26 protein-coding genes are annotated in these 25,605 nt (G+C 61.0%); all 26 read right to left on the minus strand.

Features of this window, described 5'->3' with window-relative positions:
* Positions 1–318: 318 nt before the first annotated feature.
* Positions 319–1,515: a MalY/PatB family protein gene (locus PVA48_RS12710; protein ID WP_102728241.1), complete on the minus strand. Its 1,197-nt coding sequence runs from the start codon at positions 1,513–1,515 to the stop codon at positions 319–321.
* 27 nt (positions 1,516–1,542) lie between these two features.
* Positions 1,543–1,962: an L-fucose mutarotase gene (fucU, locus tag PVA48_RS12715; RefSeq protein WP_022397329.1), complete on the minus strand. Its 420-nt coding sequence runs from the start codon at positions 1,960–1,962 to the stop codon at positions 1,543–1,545.
* Positions 1,963–2,033: 71 nt separating this feature from the next.
* Entirely contained in the window at positions 2,034–2,474 is a 441-nt protein-coding gene (locus PVA48_RS12720) for a hypothetical protein (protein WP_423232530.1), read from the minus strand.
* Positions 2,474–3,181, minus strand: a complete 708-nt coding sequence (locus tag PVA48_RS12725; protein ID WP_423231845.1) for a hypothetical protein — start codon at positions 3,179–3,181, stop codon at positions 2,474–2,476. The genes PVA48_RS12720 and PVA48_RS12725 overlap by 1 nt, the downstream gene beginning before the upstream one ends.
* Positions 3,182–3,253: 72 nt before the next feature.
* Complete coding sequence (locus PVA48_RS12730; RefSeq protein WP_022397327.1) at positions 3,254–4,174, minus strand: hypothetical protein; 921 nt, start codon at positions 4,172–4,174, stop codon at positions 3,254–3,256.
* Between the two features lie 89 nt (positions 4,175–4,263).
* Positions 4,264–5,280 (minus strand): acyltransferase family protein, encoded by a 1,017-nt coding sequence (locus PVA48_RS12735; protein ID WP_423231846.1) that lies wholly within the window; start codon positions 5,278–5,280, stop codon positions 4,264–4,266.
* A gap of 168 nt (positions 5,281–5,448) precedes the next feature.
* Positions 5,449–5,814, minus strand: a complete 366-nt coding sequence (locus PVA48_RS12740; protein WP_022397325.1) for a hypothetical protein — start codon at positions 5,812–5,814, stop codon at positions 5,449–5,451.
* A gap of 605 nt (positions 5,815–6,419) precedes the next feature.
* On the minus strand, positions 6,420–6,929 hold the full coding sequence (locus tag PVA48_RS12745; protein ID WP_423231847.1) for a hypothetical protein: 510 nt from the start codon (positions 6,927–6,929) through the stop codon (positions 6,420–6,422).
* Positions 6,844–7,515 carry an acyltransferase family protein gene (locus PVA48_RS12750; protein ID WP_423231848.1) on the minus strand — a complete coding sequence of 224 codons (672 nt, stop codon included), beginning with the start codon at positions 7,513–7,515 and terminating at the stop codon, positions 6,844–6,846. The genes PVA48_RS12745 and PVA48_RS12750 overlap by 86 nt, the downstream gene beginning before the upstream one ends.
* A complete protein-coding gene (locus PVA48_RS12755; RefSeq protein ID WP_102728109.1) occupies positions 7,512–9,821 on the minus strand; it encodes a polysaccharide pyruvyl transferase family protein in 2,310 nt (769 codons plus the stop codon). Before PVA48_RS12755 ends, PVA48_RS12750 begins: the two co-directional genes overlap by 4 nt.
* A complete protein-coding gene (locus tag PVA48_RS12760; RefSeq protein WP_102727125.1) occupies positions 9,808–11,343 on the minus strand; it encodes an oligosaccharide flippase family protein in 1,536 nt (511 codons plus the stop codon). The genes PVA48_RS12755 and PVA48_RS12760 overlap by 14 nt, the downstream gene beginning before the upstream one ends.
* Positions 11,344–11,350: 7 nt before the next feature.
* Entirely contained in the window at positions 11,351–12,373 is a 1,023-nt protein-coding gene (locus PVA48_RS12765; RefSeq protein ID WP_102728110.1) for a glycosyltransferase family 2 protein, read from the minus strand.
* On the minus strand, positions 12,370–12,726 hold the full coding sequence (locus PVA48_RS12770; RefSeq protein WP_423231849.1) for a hypothetical protein: 357 nt from the start codon (positions 12,724–12,726) through the stop codon (positions 12,370–12,372). Before PVA48_RS12770 ends, PVA48_RS12765 begins: the two co-directional genes overlap by 4 nt.
* Positions 12,681–13,406 (minus strand): acyltransferase family protein, encoded by a 726-nt coding sequence (locus PVA48_RS12775; RefSeq protein ID WP_423231850.1) that lies wholly within the window; start codon positions 13,404–13,406, stop codon positions 12,681–12,683. Before PVA48_RS12775 ends, PVA48_RS12770 begins: the two co-directional genes overlap by 46 nt.
* A gap of 49 nt (positions 13,407–13,455) precedes the next feature.
* A complete protein-coding gene (locus PVA48_RS12780) occupies positions 13,456–14,460 on the minus strand; it encodes a glycosyltransferase family 2 protein (protein WP_102727128.1) in 1,005 nt (334 codons plus the stop codon).
* A gap of 23 nt (positions 14,461–14,483) precedes the next feature.
* Complete coding sequence (locus PVA48_RS12785; RefSeq protein ID WP_102728112.1) at positions 14,484–15,332, minus strand: glycosyltransferase family 2 protein; 849 nt, start codon at positions 15,330–15,332, stop codon at positions 14,484–14,486.
* 3 nt (positions 15,333–15,335) lie between these two features.
* Complete coding sequence (locus PVA48_RS12790) at positions 15,336–15,875, minus strand: putative colanic acid biosynthesis acetyltransferase (protein WP_102728113.1); 540 nt, start codon at positions 15,873–15,875, stop codon at positions 15,336–15,338.
* Between the two features lie 34 nt (positions 15,876–15,909).
* Complete coding sequence (locus tag PVA48_RS12795; protein ID WP_102728114.1) at positions 15,910–17,490, minus strand: hypothetical protein; 1,581 nt, start codon at positions 17,488–17,490, stop codon at positions 15,910–15,912.
* 22 nt (positions 17,491–17,512) lie between these two features.
* Positions 17,513–18,391: a glycosyltransferase gene (locus PVA48_RS12800; RefSeq protein ID WP_423231851.1), complete on the minus strand. Its 879-nt coding sequence runs from the start codon at positions 18,389–18,391 to the stop codon at positions 17,513–17,515.
* Between the two features lie 298 nt (positions 18,392–18,689).
* The gene (locus PVA48_RS12805; protein WP_423232531.1) at positions 18,690–19,328 is read right to left on the minus strand and encodes a glycosyltransferase; all 639 of its coding nucleotides are present in this window, start codon (positions 19,326–19,328) and stop codon (positions 18,690–18,692) included.
* Positions 19,285–20,952, minus strand: coding sequence for a glycosyltransferase family 4 protein (locus PVA48_RS12810; protein ID WP_423231852.1), 1,668 nt, complete (start codon positions 20,950–20,952; stop codon positions 19,285–19,287). The genes PVA48_RS12805 and PVA48_RS12810 overlap by 44 nt, the downstream gene beginning before the upstream one ends.
* A gap of 4 nt (positions 20,953–20,956) precedes the next feature.
* On the minus strand, positions 20,957–22,168 hold the full coding sequence (locus PVA48_RS12815; RefSeq protein WP_022397311.1) for an O-antigen ligase family protein: 1,212 nt from the start codon (positions 22,166–22,168) through the stop codon (positions 20,957–20,959).
* A gap of 16 nt (positions 22,169–22,184) precedes the next feature.
* Positions 22,185–23,168, minus strand: a complete 984-nt coding sequence (locus PVA48_RS12820; protein ID WP_102727135.1) for a hypothetical protein — start codon at positions 23,166–23,168, stop codon at positions 22,185–22,187.
* Positions 23,165–23,806 carry a glycosyltransferase gene (locus PVA48_RS12825; RefSeq protein WP_423232532.1) on the minus strand — a complete coding sequence of 214 codons (642 nt, stop codon included), beginning with the start codon at positions 23,804–23,806 and terminating at the stop codon, positions 23,165–23,167. The genes PVA48_RS12820 and PVA48_RS12825 overlap by 4 nt, the downstream gene beginning before the upstream one ends.
* Positions 23,695–24,267 (minus strand): hypothetical protein, encoded by a 573-nt coding sequence (locus PVA48_RS12830; RefSeq protein ID WP_423231853.1) that lies wholly within the window; start codon positions 24,265–24,267, stop codon positions 23,695–23,697. The genes PVA48_RS12825 and PVA48_RS12830 overlap by 112 nt, the downstream gene beginning before the upstream one ends.
* Before the next feature lie 90 nt (positions 24,268–24,357).
* Positions 24,358–25,497, minus strand: coding sequence for a glycosyltransferase (locus PVA48_RS12835; protein ID WP_022397308.1), 1,140 nt, complete (start codon positions 25,495–25,497; stop codon positions 24,358–24,360).
* Positions 25,498–25,605: the final 108 nt, after the last annotated feature.

Here is a 25,605-nt window from a genome sequence, read left to right on the forward strand (position 1 = left end):
CACGGTGATTCCTGTTTTTCCCTTTTATTTCTTAGCGCACGGAAGAACCGTTTTTTATCATCCCGGCGTTTATTCCTCCACAGGGTATCCATGGATTCCCTCCCCCTTTCTTTTTAACAGGGCGGCTCCGGGGTGAGGGTCCATTCCTCCTGTGGTGGAAAATGATCTTGCTGCTTTCCGGGAAGACTTCAGGAGGAAATATTTCAAGGAGAGAGGAACGCTCCGGGGCAGGAGAACCGGCGAGCTACGGCAAAGTTCATCAGTACCTGTTTCCAGGCAGGAAACATGCACCGCAGGAAAACAAAAAATGTTTTGATCCTATGCCTGATGCTGATGGAAGCCACGGTTCTTATAAGCCGCTTCCAGCTGGTTGAGCGCCCGTTCCAGGATGGAGCGCGGGCAGCCCGCGTTCAGGCGCATGAAGCCTTCCCCTTCCTTGCCGAAGATGGATCCGTCATTCAGGGCCAGGCGCGCTCCGTCCACAAAGAATTCCGCCAGTTCCTTCTGAGGCAGGTTCAGTTCCCGGCAGTCCAGGAAAACCAGGTAGGAGGCGTCCGGAAGCATGGCCTTGATTTTAGGCATGCGGCGGCGCAGTTCCCGGTCAATGTAGCGGATGTTTTCCTGGATGTAGTCCAGTGCCTGCTTGAGCCATTCCTCCCCTTCCGGGCCGGAGTAGGCGCTGATGAACCCTTCGTAGGCAAAGACATGGCCTTCCGCCAGTTCCCTGCCGCTGACGAAGCTCTGGTATTTCCCGAAGAGGGCCGGATTCTGGCAGATCAGGTAGGAGCTTCCCAGTCCGGGCACGTTGAAGGCCTTGCTGGGCGCCATGTACGTGACGGAGTTCATGCGCGCCTGTTCGGAGACGGTGGCGAATACGGTGTGCCTGTGGCCAGGAAGGGCCAGGTCCGCATGGATTTCGTCAGAGACGACCAGCGTGCCGCTTTCCGCGCAGATTTCCGCCACGCGGCGCAGTTCCTCCGGGCTCCACACGCGGCCGCCGGGGTTGTGGGGGTTGCACAGGATGAACATGCGGCAGCCGCGCACGGCCTCCCGCATGTGGTCAACGTCCATGCGGTAGCGCCCATTTTCCAGAAGGAGGGGGTTGTTCACGATTTCCCGTCCGTTTTCCCGGATAATCATGGCAAAGGGATGGTACACCGGAGGCTGGATCATGATTTTATCCCCCGGTTCCGTGAAGCACTGGATGGCGCTGGAAATGCCGGGAACAATGCCCGGGGCAAAGCCGATTTCCGAGGCGCGCACCTCCCAGCCGTGGCGGCGGCCCACCCAGTTCCGGATGGCGTCAAAGAAGGCGCGGGGCTTGACGGTATAGCCCAGTATTTCATGTTCGCAGCGGCGGCGGATGGCCTCCATGATGAAGGGGGGCGTTTTGAAGTCCATGTCCGCCACCCACAGGGGGATCAGGTCATCCCGGCCCCAGCGGGGCAGCAGGGCTTCATATTTCAGGGCGCCGGTGCCGCGGCGGTCGATTATTTCGTCAAAGTCGTACTGCATGGAATGGTCTGTCTGCGCGGGCAAAGGTCAGGAAAGCGGGGTAACGCCCTTTTTCAGGATGATGTTGCCGTATTTGGCGGTTTCACCGGTAATGACGACGGCATAGGCCTTTTTGGCGCGTTCATAGAAGGCGTAGCGCTCCATTTGTTCAATGTCCCCGTCATAGTTCAGCGCCTTGCGGTATTTGGCCTCCACCGCCGGGTCCAGGGAGTCTCCCGGCACCGGGGCCATCATGATGACGGGCGTGGCGTAGGCGTCCAGTTCAAAGAGGGGGATGACGGCGCCCAGCAGGGCGTCCGCCCCCAGTCCGTCCGCCCTCAGCACCGTGGGGTTGAAGGTGTGGCCGGGAAAGTGGGCGTCGGAAAAGACGATTTCATCGCCATGCCCCATTTCCGCAAGAATTTTCAGCAGGGAAGGGCTGATGAGGGGAGAGATGTTTTTTAACATGGTCCGCAGTATAGCACCTTCCCGCGTTCCGGTACTACCATAAAAGTTGAAGGAGCGCGGATGATTCTCCCTCAGCCGTTAACGGCATGAAAGCATTTACGGATGCATTCTTCCATTTCAGGCATCTGCTGTTCCATGCTTTCCACCAGCTTGAGCTGGGTGCGCGCCCGGTGCAGGTTGTGGCGCTCCCTTTCCGTTTTAAAGTAGACGTCCCCTTCCAGGTAGTCCGTCAGGAAGCGGATGCCGGTTTCCAGCGTGATGAGCAGCCCGGAAAAGGCGAGTTTGGAGATTTCCTGCGGTGTGATGAAGTCTTTGACGGCGTCCAGGTAGCCCTTGACGACGGCTTCAAACATGGGCATGCGCAGGTAGGTTTTGTCCAGGTCTTCCTCATCTTCCGCCGCAGGAGAGGTCATGGTGCGCACCATGTCCCCGAAGTCGTACAGGATGCTGCCGGGCATGACGGTGTCCAGGTCAATGACGCAGACGGCCTTGTCCGTTTCCCTGTCCAGCATCACGTTGTTGATCTTGGTGTCGTTGTGGACGATTCTGACGGGGAGTTCCCCCGTTCCTGAAGGTCCAGCAGCACGTCCACGTACCGTTCGCGGCGGCGGATGAAGTCCAGCTCCTTCCGGCAGGAGTCCAAACGCCCGCGGGAGTCCCTGGCGGCCGCTTTCTGCAACCGGTCAAAGCGCTTGCGGGTGTGGTGGAAGAACGGGATGGTTTCATGGATGTCCTCCGGGTTCATGTCGCACAGGAGCTGCTGGAAGGCGCCGAAGGCGCGGGCGGCCTCATACGCCTGGCGCGGATGTTCCGCCACGTCAAACGTGTGGGTGCTTTCAATGCAGTTGTAGCAGCGCCAGAAGCCGGAACCGGGGATTTCCAGGTACTTGCGGCCTCCACGGGCGGAGTACAGGTTCAGCGTCTGGCGGAAGGGCGTTTTCAGCACCCGGAGCATCTTCCAGCGGATGTGGTTGGTTACCTTTTCCACGTTGTGCATGACGTCCCTGGGGCACGGGAAAACGGCGTCATTCACGCGCTGGAAGATGTAGCGGTCCGTGGTGCCGTCCATTTTCCGGTAGGTGGCCCGGAAGGTCATGTTGATATGGCCGCTGTTGATGGTGTCGCAATGGAGGAATTCTCCGGCGATGGCGAAGGCGTCGCCCAGGGCGGCAACCTGTTCCTGGAGGGAATCAGTATGGAAAACGGCGGACAGAGGCATGAGCGGGGAAGGAAGAGGCTCCCGGCGCATGCGGGGAAGTGCCGGGAGCCGCGGGAGTAGGGATTGAAGGGCTTAGAAGGAGTAGGTGAGCCCCAGCCCCGCCACGAACGTGAAGTTGCGGTAAATTCTGGCGGGGATTCTGGAGGGGAAGCGGTCGGAAGGACCGCGGTAGTTGCCCGCCATGCCTCCGTTGCCCAGCCAGACGGTACTGACGAAGGGGGTGAGGACCAGGCGGTCCACCGCCTTGAAGGGCACGGCCACGGTCACGGAAATGCCCTGGGTTCCGTTGGCGTTGAGGGAGTCCCTGTCAAAGTAGCCGGCGGAGGCGTTCCAGGTTCCCGCTACAATCAGGGAGGAAGACGGGTTGAAGTCATATTTGTAGCCCAGCGTGTTGGTGAACCACCAGCCGGACATCCAGCGGAAGGTGTATTGCACGCGGCAGTCCCAGAAGAAGTTTTCCAGTCCTTTCCCGAAGTCGTGGTGGATGTCCAGTACAAAGCTGTGTTCTTCGGAACGGCTGTGTTCAAACGCCGGGAAGTCGCTGGAGGTCTGGCCCAGATGGACGTTCATCAGGCCCGGCAGGCCGCCGTTGACGAACTGGTAGCCCAGGGAGGCCATCGTATAGTCGCTGAATTTGCGGCTGACGCCCAGCAGGGCCGTTGCCTCGTCGGAAATGCCCGTGCTGTTGTGCGTCAGGTCATTCTGGGTCAGCCACTGATATTTCACGCCGGCCAGGATGGAGTATTTTTTGTTGAGGTCGTAAGCGCCTATGGCTTCCACGGGAACCACATGGTCGCTGCCGGACTGCTGGAAAGCCAGTCCGCGGCTGACGTACTTGGTAGCGTAGCCCGTTCCCAGCAGGGCGGAAAACGGACGGGACGCGTCATAAGTGGAATTCAGCACCCGGAGGGGAACTTGAATATCGGCGGAAGCCATTCCTGAGAGAGCGAAGGCCGCCGTGCATGCCGCAGCGGTAATAGTTGTATATTGCATGGTTTGCCGACATAGTAATGGCGCCGTTCAATTCCGCAAGACAATCTTTATAAATTCGAAAGAATTTTCAGTTAAATTACAGGGGGAAGTTATAATGGAATGAGCCGGAGAATCCATTCCTTCAATTTTAACAGGGTTCCTTCCAATTTAAGGGACAGTTCGCGGATGTGCAGCAGCCGGAACAGGCCGCTCCGCACGTAGTCGATCAGGGAGCAGGCGAGGTAGATGCCCAGGCTGGCTCCCAGCGCCCCGGCGGCCGTGAAGTACCAGGGGCAGGCCTGCAATTCCGCAAACCGCGCCTTGATGATGTTTTGCCAGATGAGGGGATTGTTATGGATGAGGTAAACGGCAAAGGAAAGCGGGGCGAAGAAGGAAATGAGGCGGATGGCGGTTCCGCTGCTGATGCGCATGCGCGCGCAGGCCATGAGCAGGAAGAAGGAGGACAGGCAGCAGAACGGCGCCGTATAAGAGACAAAGAGTTTTTCCGCAATGCCCGGATTGAGGGGAAGATACCCCAACGCGATTACTCCGGCGGTGGGGAGGATGCAGCACAGGACGTAGTAAAGCGCGGGCCGCTTTAACGTGCTCCAGAGCTGGAAGTGCCCCAGGCAGCCGCCGACGACGTACAGGCAGACCAGCCAGATGGCGCTGTAGCCGCCCTGGCTGAGCCAGTTCCCGTAGCCGGATATGGTGGAAAAGAGGGAGAAGACAATCAGGACCAGCAGGCAGAGCCACCTGGCGGATTCCCTGCTGAGGGAACGGATGGCCGGATTAAGGAAGGGAATAAAGCAGAACAGGACGGCATAAGCCGTAAAGTACCAGTAGGCCAGGCGCAGCACGGGAAAGAATGCCTGGATCATTCCCTTAAAGCTTACACTGCCCGGCACGAGCCATTTAAATAAAAAGGTTATTCCAGCGGTGTAAAAGAAGACCTGAAACCATAAGTTGATAAAACGGGAAATCCGGTACGGCACATTGACGCCCACGTAGCCTGTGATAAGGGCAAAGCAGTTGACGGCGCAGTAGGCGCTGAGTTCAAGATACCAGGAGACGGCGTAATTGGGCGTTCCGAGGAAGCTGTTGTCCAGGTTGCCGCCCTCCCCCATTTGAGCACATGAAGAAGGACGACGAAGAACATGGACAGGCACCGGAGAAGGTCAATGCCGTGATTTCTGGAATGGGCCGGGGCTGCCATGAGAAATGCCAAGGAAAAGGTGATGCTGCTGGGATCTTACGCCGGGACTGCCGCCATTGCCTGCAAACGCTTCATGATTTTATTTTTCTTCCTCAACGTTCTTCGCGGCTCCCTCCACGGCCCGCGCCATGAATTCCTCCAGCGTGAGGTTTTTCCGGACGGCGGCTTTCATGGCAAGATTGATGATCCGGTTTTTCAGGGGAACCGTGATGAGGGAAGATACCTCATTGGAGGCGGCCAGGGCTTCCTGGCCGTCCATGAACCGCTTGATGAGGATTTGGGCATGCCGGGAGAGCTTTTTTCTGACAAAGTAGTTGTCGATGGCGCTTCTGTTCATGCCAATGGCCGAAGCCAGCGTGGAGCGGCTGATATGATTTTCAGCCATCCAACGCCCCAGCTCCAGAATATCCACAAGAGGTTCTTCCATGTGGGGTACTTTGCTCATTGTAATGATGAATCAAAGATTTTGAGCGGAGTATGATTGATAATCGCTCAATGAATGTCCTTGTTGAACACAATAAAGGGTGGTTGCCATCAATGAGTGTTGTGGATTCCCCGGAGAGCCGGGTAATTTTTGGAGGGAGGCATATGCCTTCCTTTCTTTTCTGGATACTTCATCCATTGGTCAGAAATGAATAAAAAATCATCGGCGGCGTTCTTGCCGCGGCCCGTAATCCTTGTTGATTCCGTTAGGGACATTCTCCATTCTCCGGAATCTTATTGTTTGAATTAAAGTTTCCTTGCCCTTTCTTAAATTCTGCCCTGCCGCATTTGCAGGGGCCGGAACTTGGCGAATGCATCCGGGACAGGCGGCCATGGAAGATAACAAGGCGGTCCCGGAGGGACATGGACGGACAGCTCATCAATTCATGGAGATGCATGCAGCCGAAGGGATGAGGGCACATTCTTTTTCTGCGTAAGGAATGTGTTTTATCCCAGGCAGAAACTGGCGGAAGCTTCCCCCATGTGGCTTGGGCGGCATTTCTCCGGCTGTGACCGGGTATCCTTTCCCGGTGGACGGGGCGGATGTCTTTAATGGGTCTTTGCCCTTTAAGCCGACGGCTTTCCTGACGGCCGTTTAACATGGGCCAGATACGGCAGCAGGAAAGGGGTGAAACGTTTCAAGGCAAAATAGAACAGCACAATAGCCGTGAATGCCAGCAGCGGGGTGAACAGGGAGAAGGCACCAAATTTCATGGAGTAAGGAAGGCATTCGTAAATGGGCAGGTGCAGCATGAAGGTCAGAAAACAGGCGGGAGCCAGCAGGGCTATTCTGGCGGCAACGCCGGGCAGACGCTTTTCCATCCAGATGCCTGCGTACATAATCAGCATGACTCCCAGCAGCATGCCCGCGACCGTTTCCGTCCACAGGGAAAGGATTCCGGCGGAGTGCAGCAGAACCATCGCGGAGGAAACGAGAATGCTCACGCAGAAGACGACGCCGAATTTTTTGTTCAGCACCAGATGGATGTCGTCAATCCGGCGGGAACTGAGCACGACGCCCAGCAGGTAGAAGGCGCAGGACCCCACGGAGAGCGTCACCAGGGGATCGGGAGCCATGTTGCAGAAGGAGAAAGAGGAGCAGCGCGGGCAGCAGCAGTATTTTAATGCGGGCCAGCAGCGGCGTCAGCAGGGTAAGAATGATGATGTCCCGCAGAAACCAGGAGGGGCCGATGGGGGGAACGTCGGGGGACTCGCTCCCAAAGGAGAAGAGGTCCATGCCCGGCAGGAAGACGTCCCGGATGCCGGCCAGGTCCGCAAGCTGGAAGGAGCTGCCGGCAGGGAAGGAGAGAAGGAACAGGTACAGCACGTTCCAGATCATGTACGGGATGAACAGCCATAAAGCCCGGTCAACTGCCTTGTTCCAGGTGATGTTTCTTGCCAGAAAGTAGCCGGCCAGCACCAGGAAGAAGGGAACCCTGCCGTTGTAGAAGAGGTGGATGCCCGTTGTCTTGAGCAAGGGGGAGGACAGGTGCACGTACATGATCAGGAGCGCTGCAAGCACCCGCGACACGTCAATCCATGCGACACGTTTTTTAGGGATTTCCATGGGAAGGGAGTTTTTCTGCGGCATGAGCCGGATATTGAGTTGGCAGAGGGTTGAAGTTAATGAAGGGCGGAAGGTAGGGAACCGTCCGGGCGTCATGATCTGCGGATGCGGTGGTACGCCCGTGCCAGGAGTTTTCTTCCTTTTTTCCTGAGCCGCCCCCACCGGGACGGCGGTCTCCTGGTCAGTTTTTTCTCCGTCAGGCGGCTGTATTCTTCCAGGGTGGCATCCCTTTCCCCGGAGAACGCCTGCTGAAGCCATTCCCGGGATTGCGAGATTTTCTGTTCCAGCAGTTCATTGACGGGAGCGTAGTCCATCGTGAGCGGGACGTTCTCCGGCAGGGCTTCCGCGTCTTCGGGCAGCATGCGGTCCTGAAGCCGGAGAAGGTTCAGCAGGGAGTGGAAGCGCCCGGAGCCGCGCATGGGATTGTTGATGCACAAGAACGGCTTGTTGAAGATCAGGGCGAAGCAGACGCCGTGGAAGGAGTCCGTAATGAAAAACTCGCAGTGGAGGATGTTGCCGAGCCATTCATATAACGTGGCTTCCTTCATGGTATTGGGCAGGTTCAGCCTGCCGAGGTTGTCCACCTCCTTTTTCTGGATGTCCACCATGTTCAGCAGGGGGAGCCCGAGTTTGGAGGAGGCGTCCAGCAGGAGCTTCCTTTTTTCCGCCGCCGGGTCCAGGATGTAGGAGACGATGCGGCCTTTGGCCGCCGGAGGCGCCTGCCGTGCCAGCTCCTCCCAGCGTTCCCTACCCAGCAGGAAGACGGGGTCCATCACCCAGGCGCTTTCACGCCCATAGTGCCGCTTGAGGTGCTCCACCATCGGTTTTTCCCGGACGGAAACGGCATCGAACCGTTTGAGCAGCATGGCCGTTTTTTTAAGATATTTCCCGGAAGGTTCCGTCAACTGCCCCATGGACGGCCCGTAGGCGATTTTCCGTTTCTCCCCCCTGGCGAAGTCCAGGAAGAAGAAGTGCCCCATGAAACCCTGGTTCCACACCTGGTCGGAGCCTACCATGAACGTGTCAAACTGGTCGTTTAAGTGGTAGGCGTAGTCCAGGGAGTGCAGCGGCGTTGTGGAAATGCGCTCCCGGACCAGGAATTTTCTGAATACCGTCGCAGGGTCTTTCTGCCGCTCCGTGAAGGAAAAATCAATCAGGGAAACGCTTTTTCCCATTTGCTCCAGCAGCCGGTAAAGGGCGAAGGAGGTGAGCACGGCTCCATAGTTGCACGTCATCCAGACGCCCAGCAGGCCCACCTCCGCCCGGGGTTTGAAGCGGGCCGTGTGCTGCGCCACCGCTTCCGTGAAGGGTTTCTGCCGGAGGTCCCGGAGGAAGTTCCGGCGCGCCAGCCGGGAGGGGAAGGCAGGCTGCCGCCGGATGCCCCTGTTGGTGTGTTTGACGGCCTGCCAGTTCTCCCGGTGCAGAAAGAGCTCCTTCCCGCATTGGTTTAAAAGTTCTTCCCCGCGGGAGGTGTTTGCCAGAACCAGGGAGATTCCCCTGGAGTCATCCCACTTGGGATGGAAGTATCCCGCGCCCCAGAAGTCGGCCAGGGTCAGGTCACTGGTGCGGGGGCCGGAAGCATGCGGGCAGTTGTAGCATGCTTCCCCCAGGCAGATGTCTGACAGGTACGCCTGCATGAAAAGGTCTTCCGTATAAATGCGCGCGCCGGAACCGGAGCCGTCCCGGTGGAATTTCATCACGGAGTAGTGGTTCCATCCGTGGGTTTTGTCCCGGAAGTTGATGCAGCTTATCTGCCGGTCCGTGCTCCGTTCGTAATCCTGTCGGTACGCGTCAAAAAGGTTTTTGGAGGGTACGCCGTGGCAGGCGATGTCAATGATGAAGAGGCTGTCCCAGGGCTTTTTCAGATAGGCTCTCAGGGCCGCCGCCTGGCAGGGCGTGCCGGAAAACAGGACCGTTTTTCCCTCTTTCAGGTCCTTCTTGATGTCCCGGTAGGCGTGGCCGGGGTCCGCCTGAAGGTATTTGCTGCCGTTCAGGAGCTTGAGCTCCGGCAGGGAGTCCAGGCGCACATGGCGGACGGAAAGTTCCCCGTCCGTGTTCCACGCCACGCCGTAGACCACGCCTCCCTGTGCAAGAATATGCCGGGCCAGGATGGTGAATACGCCTCCGCTGGAGGAGTTCAGGCGCACGGCCTCGTCCAGCGCCCAGGCCGCGTATGCCCTGGGCTCGTCAAACGCCTGGGGGGGCCGTGCGGGCGGATTCAGGTCCGGGCAGGTTTTGGTGCAGAGGCCGCAGTGGACGCACGCTTCCAGATTAACCGCGGGCGTTAAGAAGCCGGAGGGGCTCCAGTTCATGGAAATAGCGTCCCTGGGGCAGATGTTGGCGCAGGCGGAGCAGCCCGTGCACAGGGTGGAGAGCTCAGGCGGGGCGTCAGTTTTTATCATGGCGGGAAGGAATCAGTTTTTGCAGGGGGCCGAGAAACATGTCCCGTTCATCCCGGTTGAGGTAGAAGAACCAGATGGTTCCCACGGCCAGGAGGCCGTAGCAGAAGGCGAAGGCCAGGAAGGAGAACCAGTTGTCCAGCGTTAGCAGGGCAACCGCTCCCAGCCCCGCCAGGATCATGACGGCGGAGGGCAGCAGCAGGGGCCCGTAGGTGCGGCGGAAGAAGCGCCTCATGTCCAGACCGGCGGTGCGGGCGTAGTAGCGGTTGATCATCAGCACCTGGCCGATGAACAGGGAAATGGCGGTGCCGATGAACATTCCGATGGTGCCGTAGTACAGGGAGATGAAGTAGCCCAGGATGACGCAGAGCAGGGAGGAGTAAAAGAGGATGATGGCCCTCCCCTTGTGGATGTTGAGGGCCTGGAGGATGGCGAGGCCCGTGTTTTGAGTCAGCGGAACCAGCAGGGGGAGCAGCACGATGACGGCCCCCACCCAGACCGTGCCTGTCTGGTCCCCGATGGTTTTCCCCACCCACAGGTGCAGGAAGTCGTGGCCGCAGCTGATGAAGGAAACCAGGATGACGCTCAGCAGGGCCAGTTGAAGGCGCCCCACCCGTATCATCATGCGGGTGAGCTGCTCCTTGGTGGAATCCAGGGCCACCATCTGCATGATTTTGGGGGCAATGACTCCGGAAATGGCGGTGGAAGCCGTCATGAAGTACTGGGAGAACGAGATTCCCAGCGTGAACAGGGTGACCGCCTGGGCCCCCGCCGTCCTTGCCAGGATGGGAGTGCCCGCCCGCCAGTAGAACAGGTCCATGAGCTGGTTCAGCAGAATCCAGAAGGAAAAGGTGAACATCTCCCGGTACAGCTTCCAGTCAGGCTTGCGGAAAATGATGCGCACGCCCAGGCAGCGGATGGTGTAATACGTTCCCCACGCCAGGCTGGCTACGCCGATGCCCACGCCCAGGACGGTGAGGGCGATCGCCTTGTACCCCCACACCAGAAGCAGAACAGTAAGAAGCGTATTGAAGAGGGAGAGGCCCAGGCTGACCAGCCCGGGAACGATGAATTTCATGTAGGACCCAGGCACGCAGGACAGCGGCCGCAGGGGAAAGGCCAGGATGATGTTGCCCAGCGTCAGCAGGTACAGGATTTTCAGGGTGTCAAGCTCCGGCCCGGACAGATTGGGGAACAGGGCGCCCAGGTTTACATAGCAGATCATGCCCGCCGCGAAGGTGAGCAGCCCCAGGAAGGAGAACAGCATCATGGCCTGTCCCAGGAAATGGGCCTCCCGGTCGTTCTCCTTTTTCGCGTGATAGGTGGCGATGTATTTGTTGACGGTCACCCCCAGGCCGAAGTCCGTCAGGGACAGCCACGCAATCACGGAATTGCTGAGCATGAAAATGCCGTATTCATTTTCTCCCAGACTGGACAGGGTAAACGGGGTCAGAAAGAACTGCGTCGCCAGCCTGACGATGATGGATATGTAATTAATGCAGGCCCCCGTCTTGATTTCATTCATGTGGAATTTATTTCTTGTTGGCCAGCAGGTTCCCGAGCAGGTGCCCGTAATTTGATTTGAGGGAAAAGTAAAGTATCCGCGGCAGGTTGGCAAGCGTCACATATTTTTTTAAGGCGGAAAAAGCTTCTTTCCGTATGGCCTTTTCCCGGTCGGGGTAAAGGCTTTTTATTCTATCCGCAAGAAGTTTATAGTTGGCATAGCAAAGCCTGAACAGGACCAGGAGGCTCCGGCTCCGCTGGAAATAGTTGCTGCTGTACGGGGAACGCCCGTCAATGCAGTTGCTCAAGTCCAGGATGGCGCGAAGGGCGTTCATGTAATCCTCCAGAGGCCTTTTCCGGTTGAAGAAATTGCTGGTAACCCCTGTTTCCCCGTCGGCGGAATATTGATAAAAAGGCTTGTTGATGACGGTTACGGAGCTGCAATGGCAGAAACATTGAGCCGTGAAATAAAGATCTTCCGCAAATTTGACGTTTTCCGGGAATTTAATTTTATTTTTAACCAGAATTTCCTTTTTATATATCTTGGCCCAGCAGGCCGGAATGTTGTTGTTTTCCACAAACGGTGTTCCCGCGTGGAAAACAGCCGTGGAATCCGGAGGCAGGGAGCGGATGGAAGGGGACATGAAGCCCGTCCATTCCGCCGCGCAGGAAACGAGGCTTGCGCCGAAGACGACCATGTCCGCTGCGGTCTCCCGCATCGTTTCATGGCAGGCCTGGAGCGTTTCCGGGAGGAGCCGGTCGTCCGCGTCCACAAACGCCAGATGCGGGGCATGCGCCAGGCTTATCCCCAGGTTGCGCGCCGCGGACACCCCTTCATTCCGCTTGTGGATGACGCGGAAGCGCGCGTCCTTCCGGGCGTATTCATCCAGAATCGCGCCGCTGCCGTCCGTAGAGCCGTCGTCAATGCAGAGGCATTCCCAGTCCGCCAGGGTCTGGTTCCTGACGGAGTCCAGGCAGGCCGCAAGCTGCTTTTCATTCCGGTACACCGGGATGATGATGCTGAACAGGGGGGTGTACGCGTCCGGGGTCATGAAGGGAAAGTCAGGGGGGCGGCGGGTTCAACGGAAAGGGCGAGGGGGGAGTACATCTTCTTTTTGAGGAACAGGAACCTGCTCCAGCCCAGGGCATCGCATAATCTGGTGACTCCCAGGCAGGCCGCCAGCACCAGCGCCACGGACAGGGCGGCAAAGCAGATTCTGCTGGAATCAAAGGCCAGCACCGGGACCAGCGGCTTGCACAGGAGCGTGAAGGCGGGGGAAAAGATGACGATGGACAGGGAATTCCTGCCCAGGTAGGCGAACAGTTCCCGGATGGCCCTGCCTGCGGAATCGCAGGTTTTTACCAGAAAGCTGAGCGTGAGCATGCAGAGGCAGAGCCCCAGCATGCTGTCCCGGGAGGGGAGGGGAAAAGGAGGCAGAGCGCGGCGGCGGGGACAGCCGCCCACAGGGTGGGGAAGAAGCATTTCAGGATGGGGAGCCCGGTCATCCGGAAGAAAGCCCCCAGGAGAAAGTAAGCGGCGTGAATCATTTGGAACGCCGGATTGAACCAGGAGACGGCGGCCAGGAGGGCGGCGCATACGGCCAGCCGGGCCGGAGGGGACAGGCGCGGAATGCGGGAGACGGCATAGTAAACGGGCAGGCATACGGCCAGCAGGTAGAGGTACCAGTACGTTCCGGCGGGGGCCAGCAGCAGCGCCTTCCAGAAGGCGGGGAACGCCGGGTCCAGCCGGTTGCTGGCGGGAACGGAGGCGGGCAGATGGGACAGGGCCAGGTAGTACAGCGATTCAAAGACCAGGTACGGCGCCAGAATGCCCAGCCACGTTTTCAGGAACTGGCCCGGAGTCTTGCCGGTATTGGCGAAGAAGCCGGAAAGGATGATGAAGCCGGACATGTGGAAGACGTACACGTACCGCGTGACGTCCAGGTAGTGCGTGGAGAACCAGGACAGGTGGAAAAGGACCATCAGGGTGATGAGAATTCCCTTGAGGTAGTCCACTTGCGGAATCCGGCCCCTGCCGAGCGCGGCTGCGGGCGGGGGAATGGCGCTGTCAATGGCTGCTTGCATGGCTGGAAAATGGGCGGCGGAAAAAAACGGTTGAGTGGCGCATGAGGCGTTAAAGATGCCTTGTTTTCAGCAGGAGATGGGCCATGCGGTACCTGCGTGCGGCCAGCAGGCGGCAGACCAGGTGGAAGTAGGGGCCGCACAGGCGCAGGTCAGCTCCGCGCGCGGCCAGTCCGCTGGAGAGGAAGTCCCGGAACACCGCCTTGCGGGCGGCGTAGGGCTGCTGCTGGAGGGCGTGGAAGATCACGTTGATTTTTTGCAGGATGTAGCCTTTGACCACGGGAACGTCTTCCTGCGGGAGGGCCAGCGTGTCCGTCCACGCCAGGAATTTGGCTGCCAGCATGTCTATGTCCTGCACGAGGTTGAAGCGGCTGCGCTTGGCCGCGCCGTTTTCCTCCTCCCGCACCCGGTAGTGGTAGAAGGCCCTTTTCACCAGGCTGATGCCCGGAGCGCAGGCGGAGAGGTAGTCCAGGACGAACTGGAAGTCCTCAAACACCACCGCGGAGGCGTTGAAGCGGATGCCGTTTTTTTCCAGAAGCTCCGTGCGGAACAGTTTGTTGCAGGAGGATTCCATGTCCAAGCTGGTCAGCAGGTAGCGCAGGAAGGCGCCCGTTTCTTCCGCGGGAATGTACTGGTCCCGGCTGGGCAGCGCGGTTTCCGTGCGGGTAAGGCGGCAGCCCGTGTGGAAGTCCTTGCTGATTCCGTAGCAGTGGAGCGCGGCTTCCGGCGTGCGGAGGGCGGCGTCATGAAGGCAGGCCAGCATGTCCGGCTCCACGGAGTCGTCCCCGTCCACGAAGGCGGTCCAGGTTCCCCGCGCCCGGGAAAGGCCCGCGTTGCGGGCGGCGCTCACGCCGCGGTTTTCCTGGTGGATGGCAGTGAAGCGCGCGTCCTTCCGGGCGTATTCGTCCAGAATGGCGCCGCTCCCGTCCGGAGAGCCGTCATTGATGCAGATGCATTCCCAGTCCGTCATGGCCTGGTTCCTGACGGAATCCAGGCAATCCCGGAGAAAGGGGCCGGAACGGTAAACGGGAATGATGATGGAAAAGAAGGGATTCATGGAAAAGCGGGAAGAAATGGGGGTCAGCGCGCCGTCTTGCCGGAGCCTTTTTTCTGTTTCTCAAATTGCCGGGCGTCCACGAGGGTTCTGTACCACCAGCCCTGCATGAAATGCCACAAAAATCCTTCCCGTCCGTCCAGAAAACCCAGCTTGAGGAAGTAGCGGTAGCAGAAGTAGGCGAAGGAGCGCCAGAAGAGAGGCTGCCGGGCGTAGCGTTCCTTCATGGCGCGCTTCCTTTCCGCCTGCCCGTTGATGCCGGAGTCCGCCGCAGCGGAGGAAAGAATGTCTTCCAGGTCAGCCAGCTCCCGGGCGGAGTAGTCCACGTGCTTGTGCGCCCACCAGCCCAGTCCGTTCAGGTTCTCGTCCACGAAGTCGTGCTCGAATTCCACGGCGCGCCCGCGGCTGAGCTCCATGTGCTCGTCCATATGGCGCTGTTCGCATCTGGCCGCTCCGTGCCGGAACAGGCGCAGCAGCTTGACCGGGTAAACGCCGTGCTTCATCCACCGGCCCAGGAAGATGTGCCTGCGCTTGTGGATGACTCCGGTGACGTCCGGGGGAAGGGCGGGCAATTTTTCCTTCAGCTCCTCCAGGGCTTCCGGCATGAACCACTCGTCCGCGTCCAGGCGCAGAACCCAGGCGGTGGTGATGGGGCAGTGGTCCAGCGCCCAGTTGAATTGCGGGGCGTAGAGGCCGGGCCATTCGTGCTGGAGGACCTGCACGCGGGGGTATTCCCGGCAGATGGCGGCGGTGTTGTCCGTGGAAAAGCAGTCGATGACGAAAACTTCTTTGGCCGCCGGAAGGATGTTCTCCAGGCAGCGGCGGATGTGAAGTTCCTCATTCTTGGCAAGGATGATGACGGAAAGGTCGAGCATGGTTCAGCGGAGCGTGCGTTGTTTGATGAACTTGGCCGGATTCCCTCCCACTACCGTCCAGGGGGCCACGTCCCTGAAGACGGTGCTGCGGGCTCCTACCACGGCTCCCGTGCCTATTGTCACCCCCATGCCCACGAAGGCCTGCGCCGCCACCCAGGCCCGGTCTTCCACGGTGATGGGGGCGGTGACGAGGGCGTGGCCGGGGTCTGAAATGTCATGAGAGGCCGTGCAGAGGAAGGTTCCCTGGGAGATGACGGCGTGGCTGCCGATGGAGATGGGGGCCTTGTTGTAGATTTCCGTATCCGGGCCGATGCAGGCGTATTCCCCCATGGAGAGGTTCCACGGCGCCCATATCCTGCTGCTGGGGTACACGAGGGAGACGAGCGGTATTTTTGCCCCGAACAGGCGCAGCAGCAGATTCCGGGGCACCTTCATGGCGTTGGTGGCCATCATCCGGAAGAGGGTCCGGTTGATGACGTACCAGCCGTACCGTTTGAGGCGGTGGCTGAGGGAGTAGTGTTCCTGGTAACGGGACAGGTTCATGGCGGGAGGATGTCGTTTGAATGGTGAAAGGCGTTCAGGGCCGGGAGGCCGGAGCGGCGGAAGGTTCCGCGTCTGTTCTCATTCCGGTGGAGAAGGGGCGCAGGGGGCCGTCCGCGGATTCCCCTGCTTTCTGGAAATAGGCGGCCCGGAAGGCGGCTCCCTCTCCGCTGCCCCATAGCGGGGCGTTCCAGGGATGCTCCGGGTGGTGGAGGTGGCCCTCCCACAGACGCTGCATGTTGGCAAGTCGCGCGGATTCCGTGAAGGCGAGCGTGGGCGCGGCCTTGGCGAAGACGGAGAGGCTGGGCAGGGCCGCCAGCGCCAGATAGCAGACGCACCATGCGCGCCACGGGCGGGTGCCCACCGGCTCCGCAAAGATGCGGGTGAAAAGGAGGGCCAGGCAGAAGAAGCTGACGCTTGAGGCCTTGTAGCAGAACTCATTGTAGCCGCCCACGGAACCTATGTAAATGAAGTAGGTGAGGGTCAGAACGGCCAGCGCGGTCCAGAAGAGGTCGTCTTTTTTAAACCGGCGGAACAGGAGGACCGCCGGAGCGCCGACCGTCAGCAGCCAGGACCCGGCCAGCGCGCCCCAGAATTTCCAGCCGCCGTGCCGGAGCAGGTCAAAGGGGGAGTCCTCCCAGGTCAGGCGGATGCGGTTGTTCCCGTTGCTGCTCGTGAAGTAGATTCCGGCCAGCAGGACGAGCGCGCCGCCCGCCAGCACCGTCCAGGAGGAGAAGTACTGCCTGGCGGGAATGCGGCGGACCAGCGCGCGGACGGCAATGAAGACCAGCAGGCCCAGCGAACCGATGGGGGAGGCCAGCAGGCACAGGGAGGCCAGGAAGAGCTGGTGCCGGGGCGGTATGTCCCAGGCAACCGCCATGGCGAGGAACAGCCACAGCAGCGTGGTGTGGTGAAAGGTGTAATGGAGCTGCATGGTGGGGGCCACGCCGCCGAAGAAGGCCAGCACCGTCAGGTAAAGTTCATGGGCCGTCTGCCCCTGCGGGTTGAATAAATGAACGCTCCATCTGACCACGCCGTCCAGCGGGCCCTGGAAGATGAGCAGGACCAGGAAGAGCAGGGTGGCCATGCGGAATTTGCCCCAGAGGACCGTGAGCGCCAGCGCCAGGCCCAGTTCAATCCAGGCGGTCAGGACATAGTTGACGATGAAGACGTCCGACCAGGAGAAGCATTTGCATATCAGGGCCGGAGGCAGCCAGAAGGCGAGGTAGTAGATGAAGTGCCTGCCGTCCGCTTCCGCCAGCGGCCAGTCGCACCGGATGAGTGTTTCGTAAATGGGGTTGCGGACCACGAAGTCCGCGTGCTGGAGGGCCACCCCCGTTATTCCTCCCGCCAGCAGCCACAGGAGGGAAAGAAGAAGGGCGCAGAGGTAAACGGCCAGCTGCCGCCTGGTGAAGTGAAGCGTGGGGACCGGGAGCTTCACGCACAGCAGGACGGAAGCCGCCGCCACGGCCATGGCCGCCGGAACGGAGAACAGGGGCCTGACCCAGCCCAGCAGGAAGAGGATGGTGGGCAGAGCCATATAGGCCACGGCGCAGGAAGCCAGGAGCCTGCCGCTGATGGTGAACGCTGTGTCCGTGTTTTTCCGTGTCTGTTCCATGAGGTGGCTGAATGAAGTTCTGCTAGGGGGTGGGCGTATTATTGCGGAAGACTTCCTCCCACTGGCGGACGACGTGTTCCCGCGTGAATTTCCGGCTTTTGGCGGCGGCTTCCCGCGCCATGGCGTGCAGGGCGGCGGGGGACTGCATCAGCCCGGCGGCCATGTCAGCCATCTGCCGCGCCTGGAACCCGCCGGACGCCGGCAGGATGCAGCCGTTCTGCCCGTGGTCCACCAGGTCATACGCGGAAGAGAAGCTTCCATAGAGAAGAGGCACGGCGCCGAAGGACATGCCCTCCACCACGACGAGCGGCAGTCCCTCGTATTCCGAGGCCAGAAGGAGCAGGGAGGCCTGTTCGTAATACGGGGCCGGGTTCCGGAAGCCCTCAAAGGAGACACGTTCCAGGCGGCGCTCCGCGCAGAATGCCTGAAGGGCCTCCTTTTCCGGGCCGTCCCCCACCAGGCGGAGGGTCCAGTCCGGGAAGCGGGGTTCCAGCAGGGCCCACGTTTCCAGCACGCGGGAGACTCTCTTCTGGTTGGGTTCCAGCCGCCCCACAAAAAGAAGCTCCTTCTTCTTGAAGGCCGGATCATAGCGGAATTCCCGGTTTTCCACGGTGACGGGGTTGGGAATCGTCAGGAGTTTCCCGGTATTCTTCAGTCCGGTGATGTTCCGGAAGGCCCGGTGGAAGCTGTCGGAAAGGAGGATGTAACGGTCGCTATGGGCATAAACGTAGCGCAGGCTGGCCCCGGTAGCCATGGCGCAGCCTTTCAGCAGGAGGCGCAGGAAGGCCCTGTTTACCGGATTCCCCGCCCGGGCCATGCGCATTCTGAGGCCTTCCAGCCGCGCGTTGCAGTCCGGGGCGTTGTGGTGCACGGCCAGCAGGCGGCAGGAGAGGCCCCGCATGGCCTTCCGGCACAGCCGGGTGACGTGGAAGGGCAGGCACCACTGGTTGATGACGATGTCAATGCGGCGGGAGGAGAGGAGGTCCCGGAGGGCGGCGAGATTGGCCTGGCTGGAGACAGGATAGCCCAGCCGGTGCAGGGTGACGCGGCTGTCCAGCGCGGGGAGGGCGTCTCCGTCACTTGTTCAAAGGAGACCACATGCACCTCATGGCCCCGTGCGGAGAATTCATTCGCCAGAATGGCGGTGACGGTTTCCACGCCGCCTATGGAGGGGAATTTCCCAAGCAGAAAGAGGAGGTTCATGAAAGGTCGACGAATTCCGGTTTGGGTTCCTGCCCCAGCAGGTAACGGTACAGGCGTTTCATGCTGGCGGCCACCTGGGGCGAGGCGTAGGTTTCCATGATGAGGCTGCGCCCGCGGTCCCCCATGGCGCGGCTTTCCTCCGGCGTGAGGTTGAAGGCTTCTTCCAGCGCGGCGGCCAGGGCGGCGGGGCTGTTGTCCCGCCACCAGCCGCATCGGCGGGTATCCAGCTCCTCCCACGGCGTTCCTTTACTGGCGATGACGGGCGTTCCCGCCAGCAGCCCTTCCGCAATGCTCATGCCGAAGTTTTCCTGATGGCTGGGAGCGCAGAGGACGTTGAGCGAGGCGAGCAGTTCGTATTTCTCCCTCCCCGCGGCGAAGCCCGTAAAGCGGATGCCGGGGCCGCCCACTTCCGCCGCCAGCCGTTTCAACTGCGCTGCGTAGTCCTCCGGGCCGTCCCCGATGAGAAGGAGCTCCGCGTCCCGGAGGTTGAGGCTGCCCCAGGCCCGGATGAGGCTTTCCAGATTTTTAATGGGGTGGAAACGGCCCAGGAACCCGGCGCGGAAACGCTCTCCCTCTCTCCGCCGGATCTGGTCAATCCATGAAGGCACGGCCACCGGATTGGGGATGACCGCCACGGGGTTGGCAAAGCCCAGTTCGCGCAGGTGCCGCGCTTCCTCCCGGCAGGTGGCGTGAAGGCAGTCCGCCTGCGCCAGGTCCCGGCGGTGGCCCAGCGCCAGCATGAGCTTTTCCTCCACGGCTTGATGGCCAGCGCCTGCGGGTAAAGCATGCCGTGGGGGAGGCCACGCAGGGCTTGCGCGTTTTCCGGGCTTGCGCGCAGGTGGCGTGGTTGACGTCCAGCCACAGGCCGTTGGTGTGGTAAAGGTCGTAGTCCCGCCAGGCCCCGAGCCGGCGGCGCAGATTCATGGAAATGCCCAGAGGGGTGCGGAGGTCGTTGGGGACGGCGTGGATGAAGGAGCTTTCCTCTTCCGCGGGATTCCCGGCCTTGTCCTCCACAGTGAGGATGTCCGTAGCGCAGCCGAGGTCGTTCAGGGTCTGCACCAGTTCGCGGGTGCAGGCCGTGGTTCCCCGGACTGGGAGGCCATGGAGGCGATGGTGTGCAGGATCTTCATGATGCCGTTTCCTTGAGTGGAGCCCAGGGAGCTGCGGGGCGGTTTTCTTCCCGGCCTTCCGTATAATGAACGATATGGACCAGATAGCGGGCCGCCGCGGCTCCGCTGATGGTTTGTTCCGCCCACGCGGCGATGGCGTTCCGTTCCGCGGGGAGAGGCGGCCCTTGTCCAGCCATTCCCGCAGGGCGCGGCGCAGGCTTTCCGGACGGTCCGGGTCAAAGGAGCCGCCGCGCTGGCGGCCGTCAAGCAGGCTGGCGGCTCCGCACGCCGTGGAGCACAGCACCCTCATGCCGGCCTGGAGGGCCTCATTCACCACGGCTCCCCACCCGTCAAACAGGCTGGGCAGGACGAGCAGGTCGCACTGCCGCATCAGGCGGCGCGTTTCTTCATTCCCCTGCGTGCCCAGCAGGGAAATCTGCGCGCAGCCCTGCGCCTCCAGGGCGGCCTGTTCCCGCAGCGGGCCGTCCCCCACCACGAGGCAGCGGCGGAAGGCGCCGCGGCATTGCCGGGCCGCGCGGAGGAAGGGCAGGAGGTTCTTCCGGGGGATGAGCTGGCCCACGAACAGGAGATCGGGCTTTTCCCCGGGAGCGGGGGGAGACATGGCGGGAGTTTCCGCGCCAGCCGCGGATGCGGCTGATTCCGTGAAATAGCCCCATTCAAAGACGGAGTCCGCCGGGAATCCGGCGCGGCGGTAGCATTCCACGCCCAGCCGCCCCGTCGCCAGCAGGGCCGCGATCTTTTTCCCGTACCGCAGGCGGAGAAAGCGGTACTTGACGCTCCTGAGCAAGCCGCGCCAGCCCTGGCGGCGGTAGGGTTCCGCGTACACCATGGTTTTCAGGCCGCGGCGGACGGCCTGCTTGAACGCCGCGTAAACCATCGGGTAGGTGCTGATGCCGGAAAAGACGTGGACGGCCGCGGGATGGGCGCGCAGGGTTTCCTCCACCGTCCGGGCGTCCGGGGAGATGAGGATGCGGGCGTTCCCCATGTCCGGCACCGTCCAGCCGCTGGATTCCCTCTCCCCTTCAAAGTCCGTCTGGACCGCCAGCAGGACGCCGTGCTCCCGGGCCAGCGCCTTGATGAGGGCTGACTGGTGGATGCTGATCATGTTTTGCCAGAAGACGAATTGCATGGTGTTATTTTCCTCCATTGGGCAGGTTGCGGTACGCATGGGCCCCCCCGATGACGGCCCAGAAGACGGCGGAAAGTCCGGAACCGGCTGCAAAGACGTACCCTTCCGCAATCATGTGGACGGCGAAGAGGGCCAGGGCCGCCTGCGCCGGGGAAACGGGCGGAGAGCCCGGCGCGCGGAACGGGCGTTTGAGCAGGTTGCCGAACAGGATGAAGAGGAAGGGAATTCCCCCCAGCAGTCCTGTCATGGCGAACACGGCCCCGTAGGACGTGCCCGGTTCAATGATGCCGGTCACCAGGGATTGCTTGAATGAAATGATTTTCTGTGAGGCGAACCCCACGCCGTACAGGGGGGAGGAAAGGAACTCCGTTGCGCGGTCTTCCCACAACTGGGTGCGGGAGGACATGGCGCTCCCCATGCTCAGGTTGGCCTGCTGCTTGGCAAGCGTGTTGGCGCCGAAGTGCTGGACAAAGGGCACCAGCAGAATGCCCAGGAAGAACAGGGCGAGCAGCGCCCGGAAAAGCTTTTTGGGGGCATGCCTGAAGTACATGAAGAAGACGTACCCCACCCCCATCAGGGTGGCTACCAGGGCGGAGCGGGAGGCGGAAAGCAGGATGGAGCCCAGGCACGCGACCATCAGGCCCAGGCGGAGTTTGGTCTCCTTCCTGCCGGAATCCCGGTTTTCCAGATGGAGGACGGTCAGATAAACCAGCCCCAGCCCGGCGAGCAGGCCCAGCGTGATGGATTGCCAGACCAGCCCCCCGAAGAGGCCCGCCACATTGATCATCTCACTGGTATTGTAGCGCATGTAGTTGATGCCCAGGAAGTAGCCGATGAAGGAGCCGGCCCCGATGAAGACGCAGAAGCGCATGAGCCAGAGGAACAGGTTCAGGCGGAACGCGTTCAACAGGCGGGAGGAAGTCAGCGGGGTAAGCGCCAGCAGGAGGAGAAGGAAATAGGCCAGGCGGTACCAGGGCTTGAAAATGGCGGGCGGATGGTTGAACGCCAGGCTGAGGACGCATGCCGCCGCCATGATGACCAGGGGCATGCTGGTCTTCTTCATTTTCGTCACGCACACCGCAGCGGCCACCGCCAGCATCACCGGATACAGGGGGGCAAGAAAGGAGATGGCGCCCGTCATGGTGGAGGCGATCGCCGCCATTACCAGGAATGACCAGGTTCCGTGTTTCTTGATGTATTGCAGAAGGGATGCCATGCTGTTCAGGGGAAATTCATGCGGACGGGGAAGGCGTTCCTATCCGGTAGCCCAGGCGTTCCAGCTGCGGGAGCAGGGAGGCTATCCGCGCTTCCCAGGGAGCGTGCTCGCAGGCCGCCCGGTAGTTTTTATCCACCAGGTCCTGATAGGAGGAAATGTTCGTTAAAAGGTTCGTGATTTGTTCATGGGCGTTCCGTTCGCTTATTTCAACGACGGGATTGTACCCCAGCAGGTTGACCAGTTCCTGCGGGGCCCTGCCTGCCGGGAGCGTGCGGGACAGCATGCATTCCCAGTAGCGCTGGGTCAGGGTTTCCACCTCTCCGGCCATGGCCGGGTGCGTATCGCAGCGGGGGTAGGAGACGGTGATTTTTGCGGAGGCCAGCCCCTCGCAGAGGGAGCGGAAGTCCGGGAACAGGAGGGGACCCTCCGCGGCGGGGAACAGATGAACCCATTCGGGATGTTCCCGGCAGGCCCGGACGGCGGCGCGGTGGAAGAAGGGCATCTGCCTGCCGAGCTCCAGAATATCGGCGGGCCTTTCCCGGAGGTCCTTTCCGGGCAGGTAGCCCGCCGGGTCAATGCCTTCCGGAACGTGGACGGTCCGGATACGGGGCAGTTCCTTCCGGACGTGTTCGCAGACCTGGGAGGAGGTGCACAGGAAGGTGCGGACGCGGTGGCGCTTCAGGGAGGAGATGAGGCGCGGCCAGTACCGCGGCCAGACGTCCCACAGCATGGGGATGATTTCATGCGTGTAGGCATGCGGCCATGCGAAGGAGTCCGGATAGCCCGCGCCGGGGACCAGCAGGGCGTTCCGGCGGGAGGAAAGCGGAGGCAGGTTGGCGGACAGCTTCAGCCGGGCCACGGCCAGCAGCGCGGGCCAGGGAAGGGGGCGCCTGCGCTTGATGCCGCCCCCACAGGCCTGCCACGCCCGGGCAAACCAGTCCATGAAGAACTGGTGGTTCCCCTTTTTGCGGACAGGTTCCAGCAGAAGAAGCTTTTTCATGGGTTCACCTCCTTGAGCATGCCGTTCCATTCGCGGATAATCCGTTCCAGCGTGAAAAATTGTTCCTGCGCGCGCGCCTTCCGCGCGTACAGTGCCAGGTCTTCCCCGGCCATGGAGTGCATGGCTCCGCACAGGGCGCGGCTGTCCCCGGCGGGGAACAGGCGCCCCGCTCCGCTGTCCCGTATGAGTTCCCGGCAGATGGGGATGTCTGCGGCGATGACGGGGAGGCCGCAGCTCATGGCCTCAATCTGCACGAGGCCGAAGCCCTCGCACCGGGAGGGGAAGAGCAGAATGGCGTGTTTGGGGTATTCCCGCTCCATGGCTGTGTGGCTGCCGTGCAGGCGAACGCGGGATTGCAGGCCGTGTTCCCGGATGAATTCCTCCATCCACGGGCGCAGGGGGCCGTCTCCGTACACGTGCAGGTTCCATTCCCCGTTATTCCTGCTGAATTCCCCGAATGCCACCAGGGCCAGGTCCGCCCCCTTGTGGGAGGACAGGGAGCCCGCGAAGACGAACGTTTTTGACGTCAGCGCGGAATGCCGTTCCGCCGTGAAGCTGGCCGGGTTGTAGATGCGCCGCGTTGCCAGGTGCTGGCGCGTTTCAAAGTTCCGCCTGTCGTGGTCCGACAGGACGACGATTTGGTCGAAGCGGTGGTAGAACCGCTTGAGCGCATGGCGGAAGTAACGGGAGAAATGGGGGCCCTTGAACCCGAAGTAGTCTTCATAGGCCGCGTGGGACCAGGAGATGATTCTGGTGCGGGGGAAAGCCGCGGCCGGAGCAGGGCGAGCAGCAGGGAGTCCTCAAAGCCGGACCCGAAGACGACGGCGTCATATTGGTGGCGGTTGATGTGGCTGGTGAGGCGCTTTTTAAAGGAATGCGTGTACCGCAGGAAAGCGTACGCGCGGGCGCCTGCGGAGGAGGAGAACAGGGGAGTCCGGGTGACGAGCCTGTCCATCACGGAACGCCTCATTTTCTCGTAAACGTTCATTTCATGGTGGAAAAAGCGGATGTTCTCCAGGTCCAGCCCGTACGCGTTTTCCAGCGGTGGGCGCCGCAGGCAGTACACGCTGATTTCATGCTCCCGGCACAGCGCATTCATGATGCGCGTCAGGACGCGGGAGACTCCCCCACGCCGAAATGTTCCCAGGCGATGAAACAGATATTCATGAGTAAACGGAAAGGGTTCGGTTCATCTGGGCTTTTCCGCCAGCTTGGAGAGCAGGTTTTCCCACAGTCCGGCGATGCGGGATTTGCCGAATTTCCCGCTGCTCCGGAAGCAGGCCGCGGACATGGCTTCCCTCTTCCCTCCGTCCCTCATCAGGTCCAGGAGCCGGGCGGCGTACTGCTCCAGGTCAAAGGGAGGGACCAGGATTCCGGTCCGGTCCGGTTCAATGATGTCCCGCACGGCGGTAAAGGATTCAAAGGCCATCGGGATGCAGCCGTGCTGCATGCCTTCAATCAGGACCATGCCGAAGCCCTCAAAGGTGGACGTCATGCACAGGATTCCGGCTTTGCGGTAGTATTCTTCCGGATGGTCCGTGGCTCCTTCAAAGGAATAGTTGGTGCAGCCGCATTCCTCCGCCAGCGCGGCCAGGTATTCCCGGTCCGGTCCGTCCCCCACGATGCGCAGGAACCAGCCGGGTTCCCGGCGGCAGACCATGCTCCATATCTTCAGCAGGCGGTCCACCCCCTTCACTGGATTGTCCAGCCTCCCCACGAACAGGACTTCCCTGGCCTTTCCGGAAGGGATGCTCCCGTTCTCAAAGGAATTCATGTTGGGGATGGCGGTGATTTTTTCCTTCCGGACTCCCGGCAGAAAGTCGTAAAAGTCCTGTTTGAAGGACTCTGACAGGACGACGAAGGCGTCCGCCTGCGAGATGCGGAGATAGAAATTCCTGCGCCACGTGACGTTGTAATACATCCTTTTCAGGAAAGGCGCGCGGAGGCGGCCGCGGATGTCCGAGTGGTGCATGTCGACAATGGCGGGAGTTTTCCCGGAAAAGGCTTCCAGAAGGCGCTTCCTGCCTGCCGGACCGGGGAACAGGGCTCCCGCCCCCAGCAGTTCCCCGTCATGAATGATGATATCCGGCTGCCGTTCCTCCAGGGCCTGCCTGAAAGCCGCCTGCCGCTCCTCCCTTATCCGGGAGGAAGGAGTGGGCAGGATTTTCTGAATCCCGGAAAAGGGCTCGTAGGGGGTGTTCCGGTACCAGCTCACGATGGCGCATTCATGCCCATGGGCCTGCAATTCATGAATCAGATTGCACATGGTGCGCTCCACCCCGCCGCAGGATGGATTGAGCGTGCCCATGAAACAAAAGAGAATCTTCATTGAAAGGTGGACGGTTAGTGCTGAAGCAGGGAGTTCCATTCCCGCACGACGTTCGCCGGGGAGAAAAGGGCGGCATGCTGCGGGCCTGCCTGCGCCATGGCGGAGCGG

This window comes from Akkermansia sp. JRP_AM1, from assembly GCF_049262625.1.
GTDB classification, from domain to species: Bacteria; Verrucomicrobiota; Verrucomicrobiia; order Verrucomicrobiales; family Akkermansiaceae; genus Akkermansia; species Akkermansia massiliensis.

Excerpts from the sequence above, each read along its gene's own strand:
- PVA48_RS12710 (WP_102728241.1), bottom strand. The coding sequence starts at position 1,515 with ATGCAGTACGACTTTGACGAAATAATCGACCGCCGCGGCACCGGCGCC.
- fucU (WP_022397329.1), bottom strand. The coding sequence starts at position 1,962 with ATGTTAAAAAACATCTCTCCCCTCATCAGCCCTTCCCTGCTGAAAATT.
- PVA48_RS12720 (WP_423232530.1), bottom strand. The coding sequence starts at position 2,474 with ATGCTGGACAGGGAAACGGACAAGGCCGTCTGCGTCATTGACCTGGAC.
- PVA48_RS12725 (WP_423231845.1), bottom strand. The coding sequence starts at position 3,181 with ATGCCTCTGTCCGCCGTTTTCCATACTGATTCCCTCCAGGAACAGGTT.
- PVA48_RS12730 (WP_022397327.1), bottom strand. The coding sequence starts at position 4,174 with ATGCAATATACAACTATTACCGCTGCGGCATGCACGGCGGCCTTCGCT.
- PVA48_RS12735 (WP_423231846.1), bottom strand. The coding sequence starts at position 5,280 with ATGGGGGAGGGCGGCAACCTGGACAACAGCTTCCTCGGAACGCCCAAT.
- PVA48_RS12740 (WP_022397325.1), bottom strand. The coding sequence starts at position 5,814 with ATGAGCAAAGTACCCCACATGGAAGAACCTCTTGTGGATATTCTGGAG.
- PVA48_RS12745 (WP_423231847.1), bottom strand. The coding sequence starts at position 6,929 with ATGGCTCCCGATCCCCTGGTGACGCTCTCCGTGGGGTCCTGCGCCTTC.
- PVA48_RS12750 (WP_423231848.1), bottom strand. The coding sequence starts at position 7,515 with ATGACGCCCGGACGGTTCCCTACCTTCCGCCCTTCATTAACTTCAACC.
- PVA48_RS12755 (WP_102728109.1), bottom strand. The coding sequence starts at position 9,821 with ATGATAAAAACTGACGCCCCGCCTGAGCTCTCCACCCTGTGCACGGGC.
- PVA48_RS12760 (WP_102727125.1), bottom strand. The coding sequence starts at position 11,343 with ATGAATGAAATCAAGACGGGGGCCTGCATTAATTACATATCCATCATC.
- PVA48_RS12765 (WP_102728110.1), bottom strand. The coding sequence starts at position 12,373 with ATGACCCCGGACGCGTACACCCCCCTGTTCAGCATCATCATCCCGGTG.
- PVA48_RS12770 (WP_423231849.1), bottom strand. The coding sequence starts at position 12,726 with ATGCTGGGGCTCTGCCTCTGCATGCTCACGCTCAGCTTTCTGGTAAAA.
- PVA48_RS12775 (WP_423231850.1), bottom strand. The coding sequence starts at position 13,406 with ATGCAAGCAGCCATTGACAGCGCCATTCCCCCGCCCGCAGCCGCGCTC.
- PVA48_RS12780 (WP_102727128.1), bottom strand. The coding sequence starts at position 14,460 with ATGAATCCCTTCTTTTCCATCATCATTCCCGTTTACCGTTCCGGCCCC.
- PVA48_RS12785 (WP_102728112.1), bottom strand. The coding sequence starts at position 15,332 with ATGCTCGACCTTTCCGTCATCATCCTTGCCAAGAATGAGGAACTTCAC.
- PVA48_RS12790 (WP_102728113.1), bottom strand. The coding sequence starts at position 15,875 with ATGAACCTGTCCCGTTACCAGGAACACTACTCCCTCAGCCACCGCCTC.
- PVA48_RS12795 (WP_102728114.1), bottom strand. The coding sequence starts at position 17,490 with ATGGAACAGACACGGAAAAACACGGACACAGCGTTCACCATCAGCGGC.
- PVA48_RS12800 (WP_423231851.1), bottom strand. The coding sequence starts at position 18,391 with ATGCGGGGCCTCTCCTGCCGCCTGCTGGCCGTGCACCACAACGCCCCG.
- PVA48_RS12810 (WP_423231852.1), bottom strand. The coding sequence starts at position 20,952 with ATGCAATTCGTCTTCTGGCAAAACATGATCAGCATCCACCAGTCAGCC.
- PVA48_RS12815 (WP_022397311.1), bottom strand. The coding sequence starts at position 22,168 with ATGGCATCCCTTCTGCAATACATCAAGAAACACGGAACCTGGTCATTC.
- PVA48_RS12820 (WP_102727135.1), bottom strand. The coding sequence starts at position 23,168 with ATGAAAAAGCTTCTTCTGCTGGAACCTGTCCGCAAAAAGGGGAACCAC.
- PVA48_RS12830 (WP_423231853.1), bottom strand. The coding sequence starts at position 24,267 with ATGAATGCGCTGTGCCGGGAGCATGAAATCAGCGTGTACTGCCTGCGG.
- PVA48_RS12835 (WP_022397308.1), bottom strand. The coding sequence starts at position 25,497 with ATGAAGATTCTCTTTTGTTTCATGGGCACGCTCAATCCATCCTGCGGC.